Annotated in this window: 19 protein-coding genes and 3 tRNA genes; 12 read left to right on the forward strand and 10 right to left on the reverse strand. The window is 66.8% G+C overall.

The window, feature by feature from the left end:
- Positions 1-170: 170 nt before the first annotated feature.
- The 3 genes from AC5Y4H_RS01940 to AC5Y4H_RS01950 all read right to left on the reverse strand — a co-directional run bounded on the left by AC5Y4H_RS01940 (position 171) and on the right by AC5Y4H_RS01950 (position 1971).
- Complete coding sequence (locus AC5Y4H_RS01940) at positions 171-410, reverse strand: hypothetical protein (protein WP_064880197.1); 240 nt, start codon at positions 408-410, stop codon at positions 171-173.
- A gap of 104 nt (positions 411-514) precedes the next feature.
- Complete coding sequence (locus AC5Y4H_RS01945) at positions 515-928, reverse strand: MmcQ/YjbR family DNA-binding protein (RefSeq protein WP_499978138.1); 414 nt, start codon at positions 926-928, stop codon at positions 515-517.
- A gap of 98 nt (positions 929-1026) precedes the next feature.
- Positions 1027-1971 carry a class I SAM-dependent methyltransferase gene (locus tag AC5Y4H_RS01950; RefSeq protein WP_499978139.1) on the reverse strand — a complete coding sequence of 315 codons (945 nt, stop codon included), beginning with the start codon at positions 1969-1971 and terminating at the stop codon, positions 1027-1029.
- A 125-nt stretch (positions 1972-2096) separates the two neighbouring features.
- Here AC5Y4H_RS01950 and AC5Y4H_RS01955 point away from each other — a divergent pair, with 125 nt between their 5' ends.
- Genes AC5Y4H_RS01955 through AC5Y4H_RS01970 form a run of 4 tightly spaced genes read left to right on the forward strand, consistent with a single transcriptional unit; the run spans position 2097 to position 4573 of the window.
- Complete coding sequence (locus tag AC5Y4H_RS01955; RefSeq protein ID WP_499978140.1) at positions 2097-2456, forward strand: nuclear transport factor 2 family protein; 360 nt, start codon at positions 2097-2099, stop codon at positions 2454-2456.
- A 39-nt stretch (positions 2457-2495) separates the two neighbouring features.
- The gene (locus tag AC5Y4H_RS01960; RefSeq protein WP_499978601.1) at positions 2496-3500 is read left to right on the forward strand and encodes a phosphotransferase family protein; all 1005 of its coding nucleotides are present in this window, start codon (positions 2496-2498) and stop codon (positions 3498-3500) included.
- Between the two features lie 11 nt (positions 3501-3511).
- Positions 3512-3991 carry a hypothetical protein gene (locus AC5Y4H_RS01965; RefSeq protein ID WP_499978141.1) on the forward strand — a complete coding sequence of 160 codons (480 nt, stop codon included), beginning with the start codon at positions 3512-3514 and terminating at the stop codon, positions 3989-3991.
- Between the two features lie 9 nt (positions 3992-4000).
- Positions 4001-4573, forward strand: a complete 573-nt coding sequence (locus AC5Y4H_RS01970) for a GNAT family N-acetyltransferase (protein ID WP_499978142.1) — start codon at positions 4001-4003, stop codon at positions 4571-4573.
- A gap of 189 nt (positions 4574-4762) precedes the next feature.
- Here AC5Y4H_RS01970 and AC5Y4H_RS01975 read toward each other — a convergent pair whose 3' ends face one another.
- Positions 4763-5662, reverse strand: coding sequence for a TIGR03619 family F420-dependent LLM class oxidoreductase (locus AC5Y4H_RS01975; RefSeq protein ID WP_499978143.1), 900 nt, complete (start codon positions 5660-5662; stop codon positions 4763-4765).
- Between the two features lie 78 nt (positions 5663-5740).
- The gene (locus tag AC5Y4H_RS01980; protein ID WP_499978144.1) at positions 5741-6361 is read right to left on the reverse strand and encodes an NADPH-dependent F420 reductase; all 621 of its coding nucleotides are present in this window, start codon (positions 6359-6361) and stop codon (positions 5741-5743) included.
- A 95-nt stretch (positions 6362-6456) separates the two neighbouring features.
- Between AC5Y4H_RS01980 and AC5Y4H_RS01985 the strand changes: the two genes are divergently transcribed.
- The gene (locus AC5Y4H_RS01985; protein ID WP_499978145.1) at positions 6457-6936 is read left to right on the forward strand and encodes a MarR family winged helix-turn-helix transcriptional regulator; all 480 of its coding nucleotides are present in this window, start codon (positions 6457-6459) and stop codon (positions 6934-6936) included.
- A 106-nt stretch (positions 6937-7042) separates the two neighbouring features.
- On the opposite strand, the gene AC5Y4H_RS01990 is transcribed toward AC5Y4H_RS01985, so the two are convergent.
- Positions 7043-7115: transfer RNA gene (locus AC5Y4H_RS01990), tRNA-Arg, on the reverse strand.
- Between the two features lie 37 nt (positions 7116-7152).
- A tRNA-Ser gene (locus tag AC5Y4H_RS01995) sits at positions 7153-7244 on the reverse strand.
- An 80-nt stretch (positions 7245-7324) separates the two neighbouring features.
- Between AC5Y4H_RS01995 and hisC the strand changes: the two genes are divergently transcribed.
- Both hisC and AC5Y4H_RS02005 read left to right on the forward strand, forming a co-directional pair.
- On the forward strand, positions 7325-8392 hold the full coding sequence (gene hisC, locus AC5Y4H_RS02000) for a histidinol-phosphate transaminase (protein ID WP_499978146.1): 1068 nt from the start codon (positions 7325-7327) through the stop codon (positions 8390-8392).
- A gap of 9 nt (positions 8393-8401) precedes the next feature.
- On the forward strand, positions 8402-8866 hold the full coding sequence (locus AC5Y4H_RS02005; protein ID WP_499978147.1) for a DUF4334 domain-containing protein: 465 nt from the start codon (positions 8402-8404) through the stop codon (positions 8864-8866).
- Between the two features lie 127 nt (positions 8867-8993).
- Here AC5Y4H_RS02005 and AC5Y4H_RS02010 read toward each other — a convergent pair whose 3' ends face one another.
- Complete coding sequence (locus AC5Y4H_RS02010) at positions 8994-9578, reverse strand: TIGR03086 family metal-binding protein (protein ID WP_499978149.1); 585 nt, start codon at positions 9576-9578, stop codon at positions 8994-8996.
- Positions 9579-9601: 23 nt separating this feature from the next.
- On the opposite strand from AC5Y4H_RS02010, the gene AC5Y4H_RS02015 reads away from it, so the two are divergent.
- From AC5Y4H_RS02015 to AC5Y4H_RS02030, 4 genes are read left to right on the forward strand one after another with little or no spacing between them, the layout of a single operon-like run.
- The gene (locus AC5Y4H_RS02015; RefSeq protein ID WP_499978150.1) at positions 9602-10426 is read left to right on the forward strand and encodes a crotonase/enoyl-CoA hydratase family protein; all 825 of its coding nucleotides are present in this window, start codon (positions 9602-9604) and stop codon (positions 10424-10426) included.
- A gap of 25 nt (positions 10427-10451) precedes the next feature.
- Positions 10452-11687: a lipase LipE gene (lipE, locus tag AC5Y4H_RS02020; protein ID WP_499978152.1), complete on the forward strand. Its 1236-nt coding sequence runs from the start codon at positions 10452-10454 to the stop codon at positions 11685-11687.
- Positions 11688-11716: 29 nt separating this feature from the next.
- Positions 11717-11905 (forward strand): hypothetical protein, encoded by a 189-nt coding sequence (locus tag AC5Y4H_RS02025; RefSeq protein ID WP_499978154.1) that lies wholly within the window; start codon positions 11717-11719, stop codon positions 11903-11905.
- Between the two features lie 37 nt (positions 11906-11942).
- A complete protein-coding gene (locus AC5Y4H_RS02030) occupies positions 11943-13061 on the forward strand; it encodes an Rv2629 family ribosome hibernation factor (RefSeq protein ID WP_499978155.1) in 1119 nt (372 codons plus the stop codon).
- A gap of 6 nt (positions 13062-13067) precedes the next feature.
- Here AC5Y4H_RS02030 and AC5Y4H_RS02035 read toward each other — a convergent pair.
- Positions 13068-13154, reverse strand: a tRNA-Ser gene (locus tag AC5Y4H_RS02035).
- Positions 13155-13191: 37 nt separating this feature from the next.
- Between AC5Y4H_RS02035 and AC5Y4H_RS02040 the strand changes: the two genes are divergently transcribed.
- Entirely contained in the window at positions 13192-14160 is a 969-nt protein-coding gene (locus AC5Y4H_RS02040; protein ID WP_499978157.1) for an NAD(P)H-quinone oxidoreductase, read from the forward strand.
- Here AC5Y4H_RS02040 and AC5Y4H_RS02045 read toward each other — a convergent pair.
- Positions 14157-15353, reverse strand: coding sequence for a cysteine desulfurase-like protein (locus AC5Y4H_RS02045; protein ID WP_499978158.1), 1197 nt, complete (start codon positions 15351-15353; stop codon positions 14157-14159). The genes AC5Y4H_RS02040 and AC5Y4H_RS02045 overlap by 4 nt on opposite strands.
- Between the last annotated feature and the right edge of the window lie 17 nt (positions 15354-15370).

Genomic DNA, 15370 nt, shown 5'->3' on the forward strand with positions numbered 1-15370 from the left:
TAGCGGCGACCGGCCACCGGGCGGCCGACCGAGCCGAGAATCCAGAGAATCACGCCGATGACCAGTAACACGATGCCCAGCGTGGTCAGGATTGGTACGTGGAAAAAGAATCCCAGAATAAGCAGGATAATCCCTAAGATAACCATGTCGACTTTCCTTTGAGTGAGTGGTTAGAGGTTGATCGATTGCATTGAACTTGGTTGCGGCAGATGGCAATCCGTCACTTTCGGATTGACACCGAAGTAATTCAAGGGTCCAGCGATCACGGTTACCGCAACCGTGCCCGCTGAGGCGCATGATGTGTTGTCGTTTTTGAAGTAGTCGCGCTGCCATGCCGCGAATACTCCGATCAGCAACCACACCAACGCAACCGTTCCGATGATCCCGCTGCCACGCATCGTGACCTCCAATGTGGACGAGAAGGAGTTTTCTCGTGGACGTGAAGTTACCCATTTGACTTATGTCTAAACATGCAATGGGTTATGCAACAGTGCTTGTCGGCGTGCCCAGGACGTCAGAGGAGGTGGTCGGCGAGCCAGGTGGCGGCCCGCTTCTTCGACGCCCGTGACAACCAGGCGTCCTGGATCAGCTCAGCTAACTCGGTCCTGCTGATTTCCGCCAGCCGACTGGCCCGCACCAAGACCGAAGGGTGCCCATCGAAATGGTCGGTGGTGAAGAACGGCGAAGTGGGATCGGAAATCAACGCCAACTTGTCGCTTTCCGATTCCACCCAGAGCATGATCACGTCCGCATAACGCTCGCCGGTGTCCGGATCGGTCGCGTCGGGCCGGGGCGTGCGGAAGAAGACGAACGACTTCCCGCCCACCTGGTAAATCGCATTGCCCTTGGGACCCTCCAGGCGCTGGACGTGTGGCATCGCGCCCGCGATCTCATGCACGTCGCCGAGCCGGGCACGTCGCGCAGCCATAACGGCGAGGGTACCGACTGTCCCGGGACCGCTCATCGTCCCGGCGAGAGACGTTGCGGTGGTTGACGTTTAAGCCTTGCGGCGACCCGCCAAGCGGATCAGCCCGCCGTCCGCTGAGCGGACACATAGAGAGTGGGTGGCATCGAGTCCTCCGCGCCCGGCGGAACGCTGCGGCCATACCGCGCCAGCAACTCCGAGAACGAGGCCGTCGTGACGTCCCAGCCGCGGTCACGCAGCCAGCCGTCGACGGGCGTGCGCTCCTCGGGGTACCAGAGGTCATCGAAGTCCGTGATCTCGGCGTCGACCAGTTCGGCGGCTGCGGCGCGCATGCGTCGCATGTCGTCGCGCTGGCGCTGCACACGAGCGGGATCGGTGAAACCCGAGGCGGGCACGTTGGACGCCAGCCGACTGCCCTCTGCGCTCAGCGAGTCGATTCGTTCGAACAGCAGGTCCTGGGCCTGCGCGGGCAGGTAACGAACCAGCCCCTCGGCCGACCACACGGCGGGCTTGGAGGCGTCAAATCCAGCCTCCTGCAGCGCTTTCGGCCAATCCTGACGCAGATCGATCGGGACGTTGACCAGCCGCGCCTTGGGCTGCGCCCCGTGCTCGCGCAAGGTGTTGGATTTGAATTCCAGCACCTTGGGCTGATCGAGCTCGTACACGACGGTGCCGTCGGGCCACGGGAGGCGCCAGCTGCGCGCGTCCAGGCCGGCCGCCAGGATCACCACCTGCCGAACGCCGGCGTCCGCGGCACCGAGGAAGAACTCGTCGAAGAATGCCGTCCGAGTGGCCATGAAGTCGACCATCAGCTGAAGCCGGTTCCGCAGATCCGGCTCGATGTCGCCCGCCTTGGCCAGCAGCGCCGGGTCGGCGTAGATGCTCCACATCCCCTTGCCCGCGGCGTCGACGAACACGCGCGCGAACGGATCATTGATCAGTGGGTTCTCGCTCTCGGTTTCGGCCGCGCGAGCTGCCGCGACACCCAAGGCGGTGGCGCCCACGCTTTGAGTGATCTCCCAGGAGTCATTGTCGGTCCGCGGCATCGCCAGTTCCCTTCCCCAGAAAGTAAGTTATGCACACTATTCTTCCAGTCGCCGCCGGCCGGGGGCGCCCCTCGCCCCTGTCCTAGTCTTTTTCCCAGACGGTCCACAGGTTGCAAGGGAGTGCCATGACGCCCACCCCGTCACGTACGCCGCAGGAGGTATTCGCCCACCACGGCACCGCACTGGCCGCGGGCGACCTGGACGAGATCGTCGACGACTACACCGCGGATTCCGTGCTGCTCAGCCCCGCCGGGGTCGCTCGCGGCAAGGACGCCATTCGCAGAGTCTTCGAGACACTGCTCGCCGATCTGCCGGATGCCAAGTGGGACTTGAAAACCCAGCTATTCGACGACGACGTGCTGTTCCTTCAATGGTCCGCCGACTCGGCGGTCAACCGGGTCGATGACGGTGTCGACACCTTCGTGTTTCGCGACGGCATGATCCGCGCGCAAACCGTCCGATACACGCCGCACCCGAAGGGCTGAAGAGTGGATTACGTGAACCTGGAAGCCGTAGCGGAGTGGATGTCCGCGCAGGGACTCGGCGAGGGGCCGCTACAGGACGTTTCCAATGTCACCGGCGGAACCCAGAACGTGATGGTGCGCTTCACCAGGGCCGGCCGGCCCTATGTGCTGCGGCGCGGCCCACGCCACTTGCGTCCGCGCAGCAACAGCGTGATTTTGCGGGAGACGAAAGTCCTTGCCGCACTTGCTGGTTCCGACGTCCCCCACCCCCACCTGATTGCCGCCTGTGACGACCCGGTTGTGCTGGGCGACGCCGTCTTCTACCTGATGGATCCGGTCGACGGATTCAACGCGGGCGAAGGTCTGCCACCCCTGCACGCCGGCGACGCCAACGTGCGCCACGGCATGGGCCTGTCGATGGCCGACGCGCTGGCCAAGCTCGGCGCCGTCGACCACGTTGCGGTGGGCCTGGCCGATTTCGGCAAGCCGCAGGGCTTCCTGGAACGCCAGGTGCCGCGCTGGCTTTCGGAGCTGGAGTCCTACAACGAGTACGACGGCTACCCCGGTCCGGACATCCCCGGCATCGAGGAGGTGTCGTCCTGGCTGGACCGGCACCGGCCGGCCCACTGGACGCCGGGCATCATGCACGGCGACTATCACGCCGCCAATGTGATGTTCTCCCACACCGGCCCGGACGTGGTCGCGATCGTCGACTGGGAGATGTGCACGATCGGCGACCCGCTGCTGGATCTGGGCTGGCTGCTGGCCACCTGGCGTCAGCCCGACGGCTCCAGCGTGTTCAGCCACGCCCTCGGCGGGCAGGACGGGCTGGCCAGCACCGGCGAACTCTTCGAGCGCTACGCCGCCAACACCACCCGCGACCTGTCCCACATCACCTGGTACACCGTGCTGGCCTGCTTCAAGCTCGGGATCGTGATCGAGGGGACGCTGGCCCGGGCCTGCGCCGGCAAAGCCGAGAAGGAGGTCGGCGACCAATTACACGCGGCCACGGTGCATCTTTTCGAGCGGGCGCTGGGCCTCATCTCCGACAAGGGCTCCTACTAACATCTCCTCTCGTGCCGCCTTATCCCGAGGAACCGGATTTCTACTCCGAGCCGACCGCGGCCGCGCGGTACGGCGGGTATTACGAGCCCGAGCCACGGCCGCCGGAGCCGCCGACGCCGTGGTACCGCCGTCCGGCGGTGCTCGTCGCGGCCGGCGCCATCGGGGTGATCCTCTTGGCCGCGCTGGTGTTCGCGGTGGTCAAGCTCACCAGCGGGTCGCGTGCGCCCAGCCCCGCAACCACGACGCCAGTCCCATCCACCACCGCGCCGGTGACCACCACGGAGGAGGCGCCGCGGCACCACGGGGGTGGCGGCGGTCGAGGCCCGACCGAGACCGTGACCGAGACGGCCCCGCCGCCGAGCACCGACACGAGCACTACGCAGCCGTCGACGACGGTGGAACCGAGCACCGAAACCAGCACCGTCACGCAGACCGTGACCCAACCGCCCCGCCGGGGTCCGTTCGGCGGCCCCTTCCAGCCACGCCCGTAGCGCGGCGGCGTGCACGCGAGCGGCGACCTGGTCCGGCCGGCATCGGCAACGGATGCGGCTGCGTGCCTTGCCGTTTACCGGTTCTACGTCGAGCGCACGGCCATCAGTTGGGAGATCGACGTCCCGACCGAAAACGAGATGGCCACGCGCATCGCCGCCGCCCAGGCCGCCCACGAATGGCTTGTCCTGGAACGCGATCGCCGAGTGATCGGCTTCGCCTACGGGCACGCCTTCAATCGCCTTGCCACATACCAGTGGTCGACCGAGATTGGGATCTACGTCGACACCGGCCATCGCCGTAGCGGTGGGGGTCGCAAGCTGTACACGGAACTATTGCGCAGGCTCACCGAGCGGGGCTACCGGCAGGCGTTCGCCGGCATCACCCAGCCGAACGAGGCCAGCACGGCCTTCCACCGCTCATTCGGGTTCACCGACGCCGGGCTGTACAGGCGCGTCGAGTGGAAACACGGCAGCTGGCACGACGTTGCGTGGATGCAGCTCGAGTTGCTGTCCCGTGCCGGGCCGGATGGGCCACCCGGCCCGATCGTTCGGCCGGGCCGGGTGCACGAGTCCGGGGCTTAGCCGCCCGCGCCGCCACCGCCGAGGAAACCGCCACCGGCGCCCCCACCCACGAAGCCGCCGCCGGCGCCACCGCCGATTCCGTCAATGCTGTAAGTCATGGGCGGAAGGTATCGGCGAAGAGCCGCGCCCACAAGAAACTGGGTCTTAACGATTCGAATCATTTCGGGTTGCCGAAGCTGTAGCTTGCCGTCAAGTTTTCCCATAATCGCTCCGTCGGGCGATTACCTTTGCGGCGAAGTCAAGCAACTCGTCAAGGCTGGGGAACATCGCGAAGGCGTCCACGATCGCCTCATCAGTACCCGACCCGGCCAAGCGCTCGAGCCTGTCGGCTACCGAGTCAATGGACGTGCCCGGTTCGAGGTTGATCCGCATGGCCGTCTTCAGCGCGTCAGGATCGCGGCCGGCATCTTCTGCCGCACGGCGCGCAATCGACCACAAGTGGTCGGTGACCTCGTCCTGCAGCCCCTCGACCCCGAGCCAGCCGGTGCCGCTGCGGCCGACCCGGCGCATCGCGGCCTCGCTGGCACCGCCGATCCAGATCGGCGGACCGCCGGCCTGGACCGGGCGCAGGTCGGCATGTACCGGTGGCAGCGTGAAGAACTCGCTGTCCCAGGACACCGGGGTGGTCGTCCACCACTTATGCAGGAACGCCAGCAGGTCATCGAGCATCTGCCCGCGCCGGCTCCAGTCCGCGCCGCGGGCGATGTCGTGTTCGTCCTTCATCCATCCGATTCCCACGCCAACGTCGAGGCGGCCATCGCTGAGGACGTCGAGCGTGGTCAGCAGCCGGGCCAGGTGCGGCGGCTCGTAGTAGAACGTGCTGAGCGTGCTGGAATTCAGCCGCACCCGGCTGGTTGCCGTCGCGGCGACCGTCCACAGCAGCACCGGATCGAGGTAACGGGTCATCTGCGGCGGGTACGGCTGCTCTTTGCCCGGATAGATGCTGTGCATATCAACCGGCGTGACCAGGCGATCGCCGACCCACAGCGTGTCGTAGCCGAGGTCCTCCAGTGCGCGGCAGAACGCGCTCAGACCAGCGGCGCTGCTGACGGCAGGCCCGACAAAGGGAAGTGCGAATCCTAGTTTCATTGGAGGTTCCTTTCGATGATGTATCAACCATCGCGGGGGGGCACGTCGCTCCTGTTCGTTCGCCCCTTGGGCAGTGGCTCAGCCGAAAACGGTGGCGCCGAGGGCGAAGTCGAAGTTCCCCACCCCGTGGCGGGCGAGGCCCATCATGACCAGGCCCGCGCCTTCCAGCCAGTGCGCCATGTTCAAGTCGCCAACGTCCAGCGGGCGCAGGTTGAGGCTCTCGATGAACTCCGCCACGCCCTCCTTGGCGCGCGCGTCGCCGGCGATGAAGACGTCTAGCGGCCGGCCCTGGGCCAGGACCACACCGAAGGTGGTGTTGAACGCCTTTACCACGCCGGCGCTGGCCGGGGCGGCCTTTGCGACTTCCTGCGCTATCGAGGTGTCGTCGGGGATGGCGAGCCCGTCGGCCGCGGCATTGAAGGGGTTGCTGATGTCGACGATGACCTTGCCTGCGAGGGCATCTCCGTACTGGGTGACGAGGGGAACGACGTCGGCGTACAACACGGCCACGATGACGATGTCCCCGGCCGGCACGGCGCCGAACTCTCCTGTTGCGGTGCTGCCGCCGAGATCCTTGGCCAGGCCCGCGGCCTTGGCCTGATCGCGGCCAATGACCTCAACGGTGTTGCCGCCCGCTACAGCCAGTGCGCCGATGGCACGGGCCATGTTGCCGGTGCCGATGATGCTGATGCTGCTCATGTGGTGTCCCGTCCTAACTGACGACTCAAAAGGTTGACGACTCAACCTTAAATTAGACTTGTTGACACGTCAACCAAACAGCTAGCATGGGATCGATGAAACCGAACTGGCTGAGCACTCGTGAAGACCGCGCCTGGCGGGCCTTCATGCACGCGCATCATCAGCTCGGCGTGCGCCTGAACCGGGGTCTGCAGGAATCCGGCCTGTCCGGGTCCGACTACGAAGTCCTGGCGGTGCTCTCAAGTCACGACGGGGACCGCATGCCCGCACACGAGCTGTGCAACGCGCTGGGCTGGGAGAAAAGCCGTGTTTCCCATCAGGTGCGGCGCATGCAGCAGGACGGGCTGGTCTGCCGCGAGCCCAACCCCGACGACGCCCGCAGCACCATGGTCTGCCTGCTCCCGGCCGGCCGTGCCGCGATCGAGAAGGCGGCGCCCCGGCACGTGGAGGATGTCCGCCGAAACTTCATCGACCTGCTCACTCCCGCTGAGCTCGACATGCTGGCCGCCCTCAACGAACGAGTCCTGCGCCACTTGGAAAAAGACGACTTCTCCGCCGAAGACCAGCCCTCATAGCCGCTCCCAGGCAGGGAGCGTCAAGGATTGAACGAGACCGCTGCGCAGGACCAGCCGGCCATCACCTGGAACCAAACGTCAGCATCGCTGGGCCGCAAACCTGAAGCGCGCCCGAAGGGATTCGAACCCCTAACCTTCTGATCCGTAGTCAGATGCTCTATCCGTTGAGCTACGGGCGCCTGTTATCTAGTTGTCGTTGCGTATGTTCCGTTTCCGTGGCGGAGGCGAGAGGATTTGAACCTCCGGTCCCCTTTGAGGGGGACAACTCATTAGCAGTGAGCCCCATTCGGCCGCTCTGGCACGCCTCCCTTGGACTTTCTGAGGGTACCGGACCCCTTTCCGCTCGCGCGGAGCCATACCTTACACAGTGGAGACATAAACTGTCGAAATGACCGCCCGCCTGCGCAACGAACTGGACGGACTGCCGGTCTATGTCCCCGGCAAGAACGTGCCCGGGTCGATCAAGCTGGCCAGCAACGAGACCGTCTACGGCCCGCTGCCCAGCGTGCATGCGGCGATCGAGCGCGCGGTCGCCGTCGTCAACCGCTACCCGGACAGCGCCAGCGTCGACCTCAAGGCCGCGCTGGCCATGCACCTGGATTCCGACGTCGCCCCCGAGCACATCGCGGTCGGCAGCGGTTCGGTCACCTTGTGCCAGCAGCTTGTTCAGATCACCGCCGCCGCCGGCGACGAGGTGATGATCGGCTGGCGCAGCTTCGAGTGCTACCGGCCCATCATCCAGGTGTCCGGCGCGTCCACCGTCACAGTGCCGCTGACCGACCACACGCACGACCTCGACGCGATGCTCGCCGCCATCACCGACCGCACCCGGCTCATCTTCGTGTGCAACCCCAACAATCCGACGTCCACCGTCGTCGACCCGGGCGCGCTGACGCGATTCGTCGAGGCCGTGCCGCCCCGCGTCCTGATCGCCATCGACGAGGCCTACGTCGAATACATCCGCGACGGCATGCAGCCCAACAGCTTGGACCTGGCGCTGACCCACAACAATGTCGTTGTGCTGCGGACCTTTTCGAAGGCCTACGGGTTGGCGGGGCTGCGCGTCGGCTACGCGGTGGGCCACCCGGACCTGATCACCGCGCTGGACAAGGTGGTCATGCCGTTCGCGGTGACGAACGTCGCACAGGCGGCCGCGATCGCGTCGCTCGAGGCCTCCGACGAGCTGATGGCCCGCACTGACGCGCTGGTCGTCGAGCGCACCCGCGTCGGTGACGCACTGCGCGATGCCGGTTTCGAGCTGCCCCCGTCGCAGGCCAACTTCCTCTGGCTACCGCTGGGTGAGCGCACCATGGATTTCACCGAGCAGGCCGCCGATGCGCACCTGGTGGTGCGCCCGTTCACGAACGAAGGCGTCCGTGTCACCATTGGGGCGCCGAAGGAGAATGACGCCCTGCTGCATTTTGCCCGCGACTGGATAGCCCGCACCGAATCATAAGGAGACGCCGTGGATCTCGCGCGGAAGAAGTTCACCGAGTTCAAGGAGCGCAGCGGCGACATCGCGGATTCCGAGCTCGACGGATTCTGGGCGGAGCTGGCTCCCGCCACGATCGAGGGGATGCTCGGCGAGTGGAAGGGCGGCGAGTTCCAGACCGGCCACAAGATGAACGGCCAACTGGAAAAGGCCGGCTGGTACGGCAAGACCTTCAAGTCCGCCCGCGACGTGCAGCCACTCGTCTGCCTCGACGCCGACGGCAACAAGTTTTCCAACGTCGAGATGGGCAAGGGCGAGGCCAGCCTGTGGCTGGAGGACTTCCGCGGGGAGGTCACCGCCACCATGGTCTACGACGGTCAGCCGGTGCACGATCACTTCAAGAAGATCGACGACGACGCCGTAATGGGCATCATGAACGGCAAGGGCGTCCGGGACAACGGCAAGTACTACTACTTCTACCTCGAACGCGAGCAGTAGCTTTGTCGCCTTCATCGAGTGTGAACTGACGGCCTCGAGTGTGCGTCGAGGGCGGCGACACGCCGCCGTGGCTTTCCACTCAACGCCCAGGATTCACACTTGACGCGCCCGAGGCCCCAGCGCCGAACTACCCCGCGGGATTGCGGCCCGTGAACGCGACCAGCTGCTCGAGCGCGCCGGCGCCCGCGGGCACGTCGACCGGGTCGTCGAATCCGGCCTGTCCGCGTAGCTCCGGCCTGATGATGTGACGCGCGAGCCCCAGCACGTATTCGGACAGCGGCTCGGGAGCGTCGACGTCGTGACCCACCGCGGTGGCGTAATCCCATGCGTGGACCAGGAATTCGATCGACAGGATGGCGCACCCACTCTTCGCGGGCATCTCACCCTTGCCGAACGGGACCGAGCCCTCCAGACCGTGGCGGTGCCAGGCGTCCAGGGCCGGCCGAGCGGCCGCGATCACCTGGCGCTCAACCGAGTCGCCCTCGTCGCGCTCCGGAATCTCCGCGCCCACCATGCCGCCGAGCGCCGAGATCGAGTTCAGCAGATGCCCCGTCAGATCCGACACGTCGAATTCCGTGCACGGCGTTTGTCGTGACAGGTCCTCGGAGGCGATAGGGTGCAGCACCCGTTGCAGGACCCCCAAGGTGTCCTCGGCGCTGTGCAGCTCGTCGGTGGGCGGGGAATGCGGTCCGGGTCGCAAGTCAGGGGCCATATTCGCCACGCTACGGTCTCGATATGGCGCAAGCATACGAATCCGTCACCGTCGAGACGAAAGACCACGTCGCCCAGGTGACGCTGATCGGGCCGGGCAAGGGCAATGCGATGGGACCGGCTTTCTGGTCGGAAATGCCCGAGCTGTTCGCGGCGCTGGACGCGGACCCCGAGGTGCGGGCCATCGTGCTGACCGGCTCGGGCAAGAACTTCAGCTACGGCCTGGACGTGCCGGCGATGGGCGGTTCGTTCACCCCGCTGCTGTCCGGCGACGCGCTGGCCGGGCCGCGCGCGGTCTTTCACCGCGAGGTCAAGCGCATGCAGGGCGCCATCAGCGCGGTGGCCGACTGCCGGACCCCCACCATCGCCGCGGTGCACGGCTGGTGCATCGGCGGCGGCGTGGACCTGATCTCCGCGGTGGACATCCGATACGCCAGCGCCGACGCCAAGTTCTCGGTGCGGGAGGTCAAGCTCGCCATCGTCGCCGACGTCGGTAGCCTGGCCCGCCTGCCGATGATCCTGAACGACGGGCACCTGCGCGAACTGGCGCTGACGGGCAAGGACATCGATGCGGCCCGCGCCGAGAAGATCGGTTTGGTGAACGACGTGTACGCGGACGCCGACGCCGCCCTGGCCGCGGCGCATGCCACCGCGGCGGAAATCGCCGCCAATCCCCCGCTGACCGTGCACGGCGTCAAGGACGTACTCGACCAGCAGCGGATCGCGGCGGTCTCGGAGAGCCTGCGGTATGTCGCGGCCTGGAACGCGGCCTTCCTGCCGTCCAAGGACCTCACCGAGGGCATCTCGGCGACGTTCGAGAAGCGTCCGCCGCAGTTCACCGGGGAATGATTTTTCGCCACGTACCCTCGCTGAGGTGACTCCCGACGGCAAGATCCGCCTCCCGGCAGACCTGGACTCTGTGACGGCGATCGGCGCCGAGGACCACTCGGAAATCGACAGCGCCGCCGTGGAGCGGATCTGGCAGGCAGCGCGACATTGGTACCGCGCCGGCTTCCATCCCGCGATCCAGTTGTGCATCCGACAGCACGGCCGCGTTGTGCTCAACCGTGCGATCGGCCACGGCTGGGGCAACGCGCCGACTGATCCGCCCGACGCGGAGAAGATCGTGGTCACGCCCGACACACCGTTCTGCGTGTATTCGGCGGCCAAGGGGATGGCGGCGACCGTGGTGCACATGCTCGTCGAGCGCGGCGTCTTCTCGCTCGATGACCGGGTGTGCGAATACATCCCCACGTTCACCAGTCATGGCAAGCACCGGATCACCATTCGGCACGTGATGACACACAGCGCGGGGCTGCCCTTCCCCACCGGGCCCAGGCCGGACGTCACCCGCGCCGATGACCACGAATACGCGCAGCAGAAGCTGGGCGAGTTGCGGCCGCTCTACCGGCCCGGGTTGGTGCACATCTACCACGCGCTGACCTGGGGCCCGCTGGTGCGCGAGATCGTCTACGCGGCCACCGGCAAGGAGATTCGCGAGATCCTGGCCACCGAGATCCTCGACCCGCTCGGCTTCCGCTGGACCAACTTCGGCGTCGCGAAGGAGGATGTCCCGTTGGTCGCCCCGAGCCACGCCACCGGGCGGACGCTCCCGCCGGTGGTCGCGCAGATCTTCCGCAAGGCGATCGGCGGCACGGTGCACGAGATGATCCCGTACACGAACTCCCCGATGTTCTTGACCACCATCATTCCGTCGTCGAACACGGTGTCGACCGCGCAGGAGATGTCGCGGTTCGCCGAAATATGGCGGCGCGGAGGCGAACTCGACGGCGTGCGGGTGATCAGTCCGGAGACCATGTACGGTGCTGTAACCGAATGCCGAAGGCTGCGACCGGATTTCGCTGTCGGGTTGCAACCGGCCCGCTGGGGCACCGGGTACATCCTCGGCACCAAACGGTGGGGTCCGTTCGGACGCGACGCGCCGCACGCGTTCGGCAATCTGGGACTGGTGAACATCGCGATCTGGGCCGACCCCGCCCGCGGGCTGTCGGCCGGCGTGGTGAGCAGCGGCAAACCCGGGCGGGATCCCGAATCCCGCCGGTACACCGCGCTGCTGGACACGATCACCGCCGAAATCCCGACCGGTTGACAACCGCGGCAGTGGGAACACTGCCATCCATGGCTACCTATCGAGTGCTCGACCCGAAGGGCGACGTCGTCGCGACCAAAGACATCGAAAGCGCCGACGACGCGCACGCATGGTTCGTCGACCAAAAGGCCGACAACAGCGAACTCGGCTGGCGCATGGAAGTCCAGCACGACAGCGAATGGCACTTCTTCGACGACAGCGAGGGCGATCGAAGCTAGGTGTTTGTCCCCCGGCTCGTGGGGCAACCAACACAGCATGGACTCGCAACGCTTCCGCAAGCTGCTGGACGCACCGGGGCCGTTCGCTTCGGTGTACTTCGACGACTCACACGACACCCACGACGCCGAGGCCCAACTCGAGCTGAAGTGGCGAGCGGTCAAGGAAGAGCTGGAACGGCTGCGCGCCAGCGCAGCGGTCATCGGCCAGATCGAGGACGCGATCATGAACCTGCGTCCACCGATCGGCCGCAGCGGACGTGCGGTGATCGCCAGTGCCGACGGCGTGGTGATCAACGAGCACCTGGCCCGCCCCGCCGCGACCGATATCGTTCGCGTCTCCGAATTGCCCTATCTGGTGCCGATTCTCGAGCAGAGCTTCGATCATCCGGACTACGTGCTGGTGATCGTCGACCACAGCGGCGCCGACATCACCACCCACATCGCTGGGACGCTGCGCACCGAGACCGTCGACGGCGGTGGCTATCCGGTGCACAAATCCGCCGGAGCCGAGACCGCGGGCTACGGCGACCCGCAGCTGCGCACCGAAGAGGCAGCGCGCAAGAACCTGCGTGCCGTCGCTGACCGCGTCGCCGAGCTCGCCGACGACAAGGCGATCGAGGTGATCTTCGTGGTGGGCGAGGTGCGCTCGCGCTCCGATCTTCTGGCCGCGCTGCCCGAGCGAATGCGGGAGCGCACGGTGGCACTCGAGATCGGGGCACGGCACAGCGGTCACGACTTCGGCGAGATCGAGCACGCCATCGAAGGCGAATTCGTCAAACGCCAGCTGCGCACGATCGACGATGCGGCACAGCGCTTTACCGCCGAGATCGGGCGGCAGTCGGGACTGGCGGCCGAGGGGCTCGGCGCGGTTTGCTCGGCGCTGCGTCAGGGCGCGGTGGAGACGTTGATCATCGGCGACATCGGCGACGCGACCGTCGTCGCCGATGAGGCCTTGACGACGATCGCACCCGACGAGAACGTGCTGTCCGAACAGGGCGCGGCCCCCGCCAAGACCCTACGGGCCGACGAGGCGCTGCCGGTGTCGGCGATCTCGGTCGGCGCCGCCCTGGTGCGCACCGACGAGCGGATCTCTCCGGCCGACGGCGTGGGCGCGGTGCTGCGGTATGCGCCGACGCTGCATCAGCCTGTCGGCTGACCGAAGCGGTGGCGGAGGGATTTGAACCCCCGGACGGTGTTAGCCGTCTCTCGCTTTCAAGGCGAGTGCATTAGGCCGCTCTGCCACGCCACCGCTGATTAGGGTAGCGGGACTCGGTAGCGTGGCCACCATGCGCGCCATCGTCGCCGAATCCGCCGATCAGCTTTCGTGGCAGGAAGTACCCGATGTTTCCCCCGGCCCCGGCGAGGTGCTGGTCGAGGTCGCCGCCGCCGGCGTGAACCGCGCCGACCTGCTGCAGGCCGCCGGCAAATACCCGCCACCGCCGGGTGCCAGCTCGATCATCGGCATGGAGGTGTCGGGCGTCATCGCCGATGTCGGGCCGGATGTCACGACTTGGTCTGTCGGACAGCAGGTTTGCGCTCTACTCGCCGGCGGCGGCTACGCCGAATACGTAGCCGTGCCGGCCGGCCAGGTGATGCCGGTTCCGCCTGGCGTCGACCTGGTGGACGCCGCGGGGCTGCCGGAGGTGGCCTGCACGGTGTGGTCGAATCTGGTGCTGACCGCCCATCTCGGCAAGGGTCAGCTGCTGCTGATGCACGGCGGGGCGAGCGGCATCGGCAGCCACGCCATCCAGGTGGCACGCGCGCTGGGCGTGCGCGTGGCCGTGACCGCCGGGTCGGCGGAGAAGCTGGAGTTCTGCCGCGAACTCGGCGCCGAGATCACCATCAATTACCGCGACGAGGACTTCGTCGCGCGCATGCAGGAGGCCGGCGGCGCCGACGTGATCTTCGACATCATGGGCGCCTCCTATCTCGACCGCAACATCGACGCCCTGGCCACCGACGGGCAACTTCTGATCATCGGCATGCAGGGCGGCATCAAGGGCGAGCTCAACATCGGCAAGCTGCTGGCCAAGCGGGCGCGGGTCATCGGCACCACGCTGCGGGCTCGCCCGATCACCGGCCCCAACAGCAAGACCGAGATCGTGCAGGCCGTGATCGCGTCGGTGTGGCCGATGATCGCCGAGGGCCGCGTCCGGCCGATCATCGGCGCGCGCCTGCCTATTCAGCAGGCCGGTGAGGCACATCAACAGCTGACGTCGAGCAAGGTGACCGGGAAGGTCGTCCTGACCGTCTAGCCCAGGGACGCCAGGGCGCGCACCAACTGGTCGACTTCGGCCGTCGTCGAGTAGTGCGCCAGGCCGACGGTGACTGCGCCGCCGACATCGTTGACGCCCAACACATCTAGGGCGCGCGAACTTTCGTTGGTGACGGCCAGGATCCCGTTGTCCGCCAACCGCTGAACGACTCGTTCGGCGGGCACGCCGTTCAACGCGAAACTGACGACCGGAATCCGCACCTCCGGGCGGCCGATCACCATCACCAACGGCAGCGACCGCAACGACACCATCAGGTAGTCGTAGATCCGGTTCAGGTACGACGTGGCGGATTGCATCGACACCGCGAGGCGTTCGCGCCGGCTCCCGCGGGCGGATTCGTCGAGCGACGCCAGATACTCGATGCTGGCCACCACCCCGGCCAGCAGGCCGAACTGGTGCGCGCCGAGCTCGAGGCGAGCCGGCCCGACGGCCTTGGGGTCCGGCGAGATGGAACTGAACGAGTTGAGCAGGGCGGGATCGCGGAACACGATCGCCCCGATCGGCGGACCGCCCCACGCCGCGGCGTTCACCGCCACCACGTCGGCGTCGGTTTCCTTGACGTCGAGCAACCGGTACGGGGCGGCGGCGGAATGGTCGACCACCGCCAGGCCGCCCACGTCGTGCACCAGCTTGGTCATCGCGCGCAGGTCGGTGACCGTGCCCAGCGTCGCGGAGGCGGAGGCGACGGCGACCAACCTGGTCGACTTCCCGATCAGGCCCTCCCACTGCCACGTCGGGAGCTCGCCCGTCTCGATGTCGATCTCGGCCCACTTGACCTTGGCGCCGTACCGGTGTGCCGCGCGCAGCCACGGGGCGATGTTGGCTTCGTCGTCCAGGCGGCTGACGATGACCTCGTAGCCCAGGCCGGCCCGCGACGACGACGCCTCGGCCAGCGCCGACAACAAGATCGCACGATCGGCGCCGAGCACGACACCCGCGGGGTCGACGTTGAACAGATCGGCCACCGCCGCGCGCGCGGCCTCCAGAACAGCGGCACTGCGCTGCGCCGACGGGTGCGCACCCGCGGTAGTGGGACCGGACCTGCGGAAAGCCGTCGACACCGTGGTCGCGACGGAATCGGGAATCAGCATCCCGCTCGGGGCGTCGAAGTGTACCCAGCCGTCACCCAGCGACGGATGCAGTCCGCGCACCCGGGCGACGTCATATGCCATGTGGGCCACCTTAGGGC

This window comes from Mycobacterium sp. NGS58 (assembly GCF_059812385.1).

What these genes read in the sequence shown, in the direction of transcription:
- AC5Y4H_RS01945 (WP_499978138.1), bottom strand. Translation starts at nt 928, where the DNA reads ATGGCTGCGCGACGTGCCCGGCTCGGCGACGTGCATGAGATCGCGGGC.
- AC5Y4H_RS01950 (WP_499978139.1), bottom strand. Translation starts at nt 1,971, where the DNA reads ATGCCGCGGACCGACAATGACTCCTGGGAGATCACTCAAAGCGTGGGC.
- AC5Y4H_RS01955 (WP_499978140.1), top strand. Translation starts at nt 2,097, where the DNA reads ATGACGCCCACCCCGTCACGTACGCCGCAGGAGGTATTCGCCCACCAC.
- AC5Y4H_RS01960 (WP_499978601.1), top strand. Translation starts at nt 2,496, where the DNA reads ATGTCCGCGCAGGGACTCGGCGAGGGGCCGCTACAGGACGTTTCCAAT.
- AC5Y4H_RS01975 (WP_499978143.1), bottom strand. Translation starts at nt 5,662, where the DNA reads ATGAAACTAGGATTCGCACTTCCCTTTGTCGGGCCTGCCGTCAGCAGC.
- AC5Y4H_RS01980 (WP_499978144.1), bottom strand. Translation starts at nt 6,361, where the DNA reads ATGAGCAGCATCAGCATCATCGGCACCGGCAACATGGCCCGTGCCATC.
- AC5Y4H_RS01985 (WP_499978145.1), top strand. Translation starts at nt 6,457, where the DNA reads ATGAAACCGAACTGGCTGAGCACTCGTGAAGACCGCGCCTGGCGGGCC.
- hisC (WP_499978146.1), top strand. Translation starts at nt 7,325, where the DNA reads ATGACCGCCCGCCTGCGCAACGAACTGGACGGACTGCCGGTCTATGTC.
- AC5Y4H_RS02010 (WP_499978149.1), bottom strand. Translation starts at nt 9,578, where the DNA reads ATGGCCCCTGACTTGCGACCCGGACCGCATTCCCCGCCCACCGACGAG.
- AC5Y4H_RS02015 (WP_499978150.1), top strand. Translation starts at nt 9,602, where the DNA reads ATGGCGCAAGCATACGAATCCGTCACCGTCGAGACGAAAGACCACGTC.
- AC5Y4H_RS02025 (WP_499978154.1), top strand. Translation starts at nt 11,717, where the DNA reads ATGGCTACCTATCGAGTGCTCGACCCGAAGGGCGACGTCGTCGCGACC.
- AC5Y4H_RS02030 (WP_499978155.1), top strand. Translation starts at nt 11,943, where the DNA reads ATGGACTCGCAACGCTTCCGCAAGCTGCTGGACGCACCGGGGCCGTTC.
- AC5Y4H_RS02040 (WP_499978157.1), top strand. Translation starts at nt 13,192, where the DNA reads ATGCGCGCCATCGTCGCCGAATCCGCCGATCAGCTTTCGTGGCAGGAA.
- AC5Y4H_RS02045 (WP_499978158.1), bottom strand. Translation starts at nt 15,353, where the DNA reads ATGGCATATGACGTCGCCCGGGTGCGCGGACTGCATCCGTCGCTGGGT.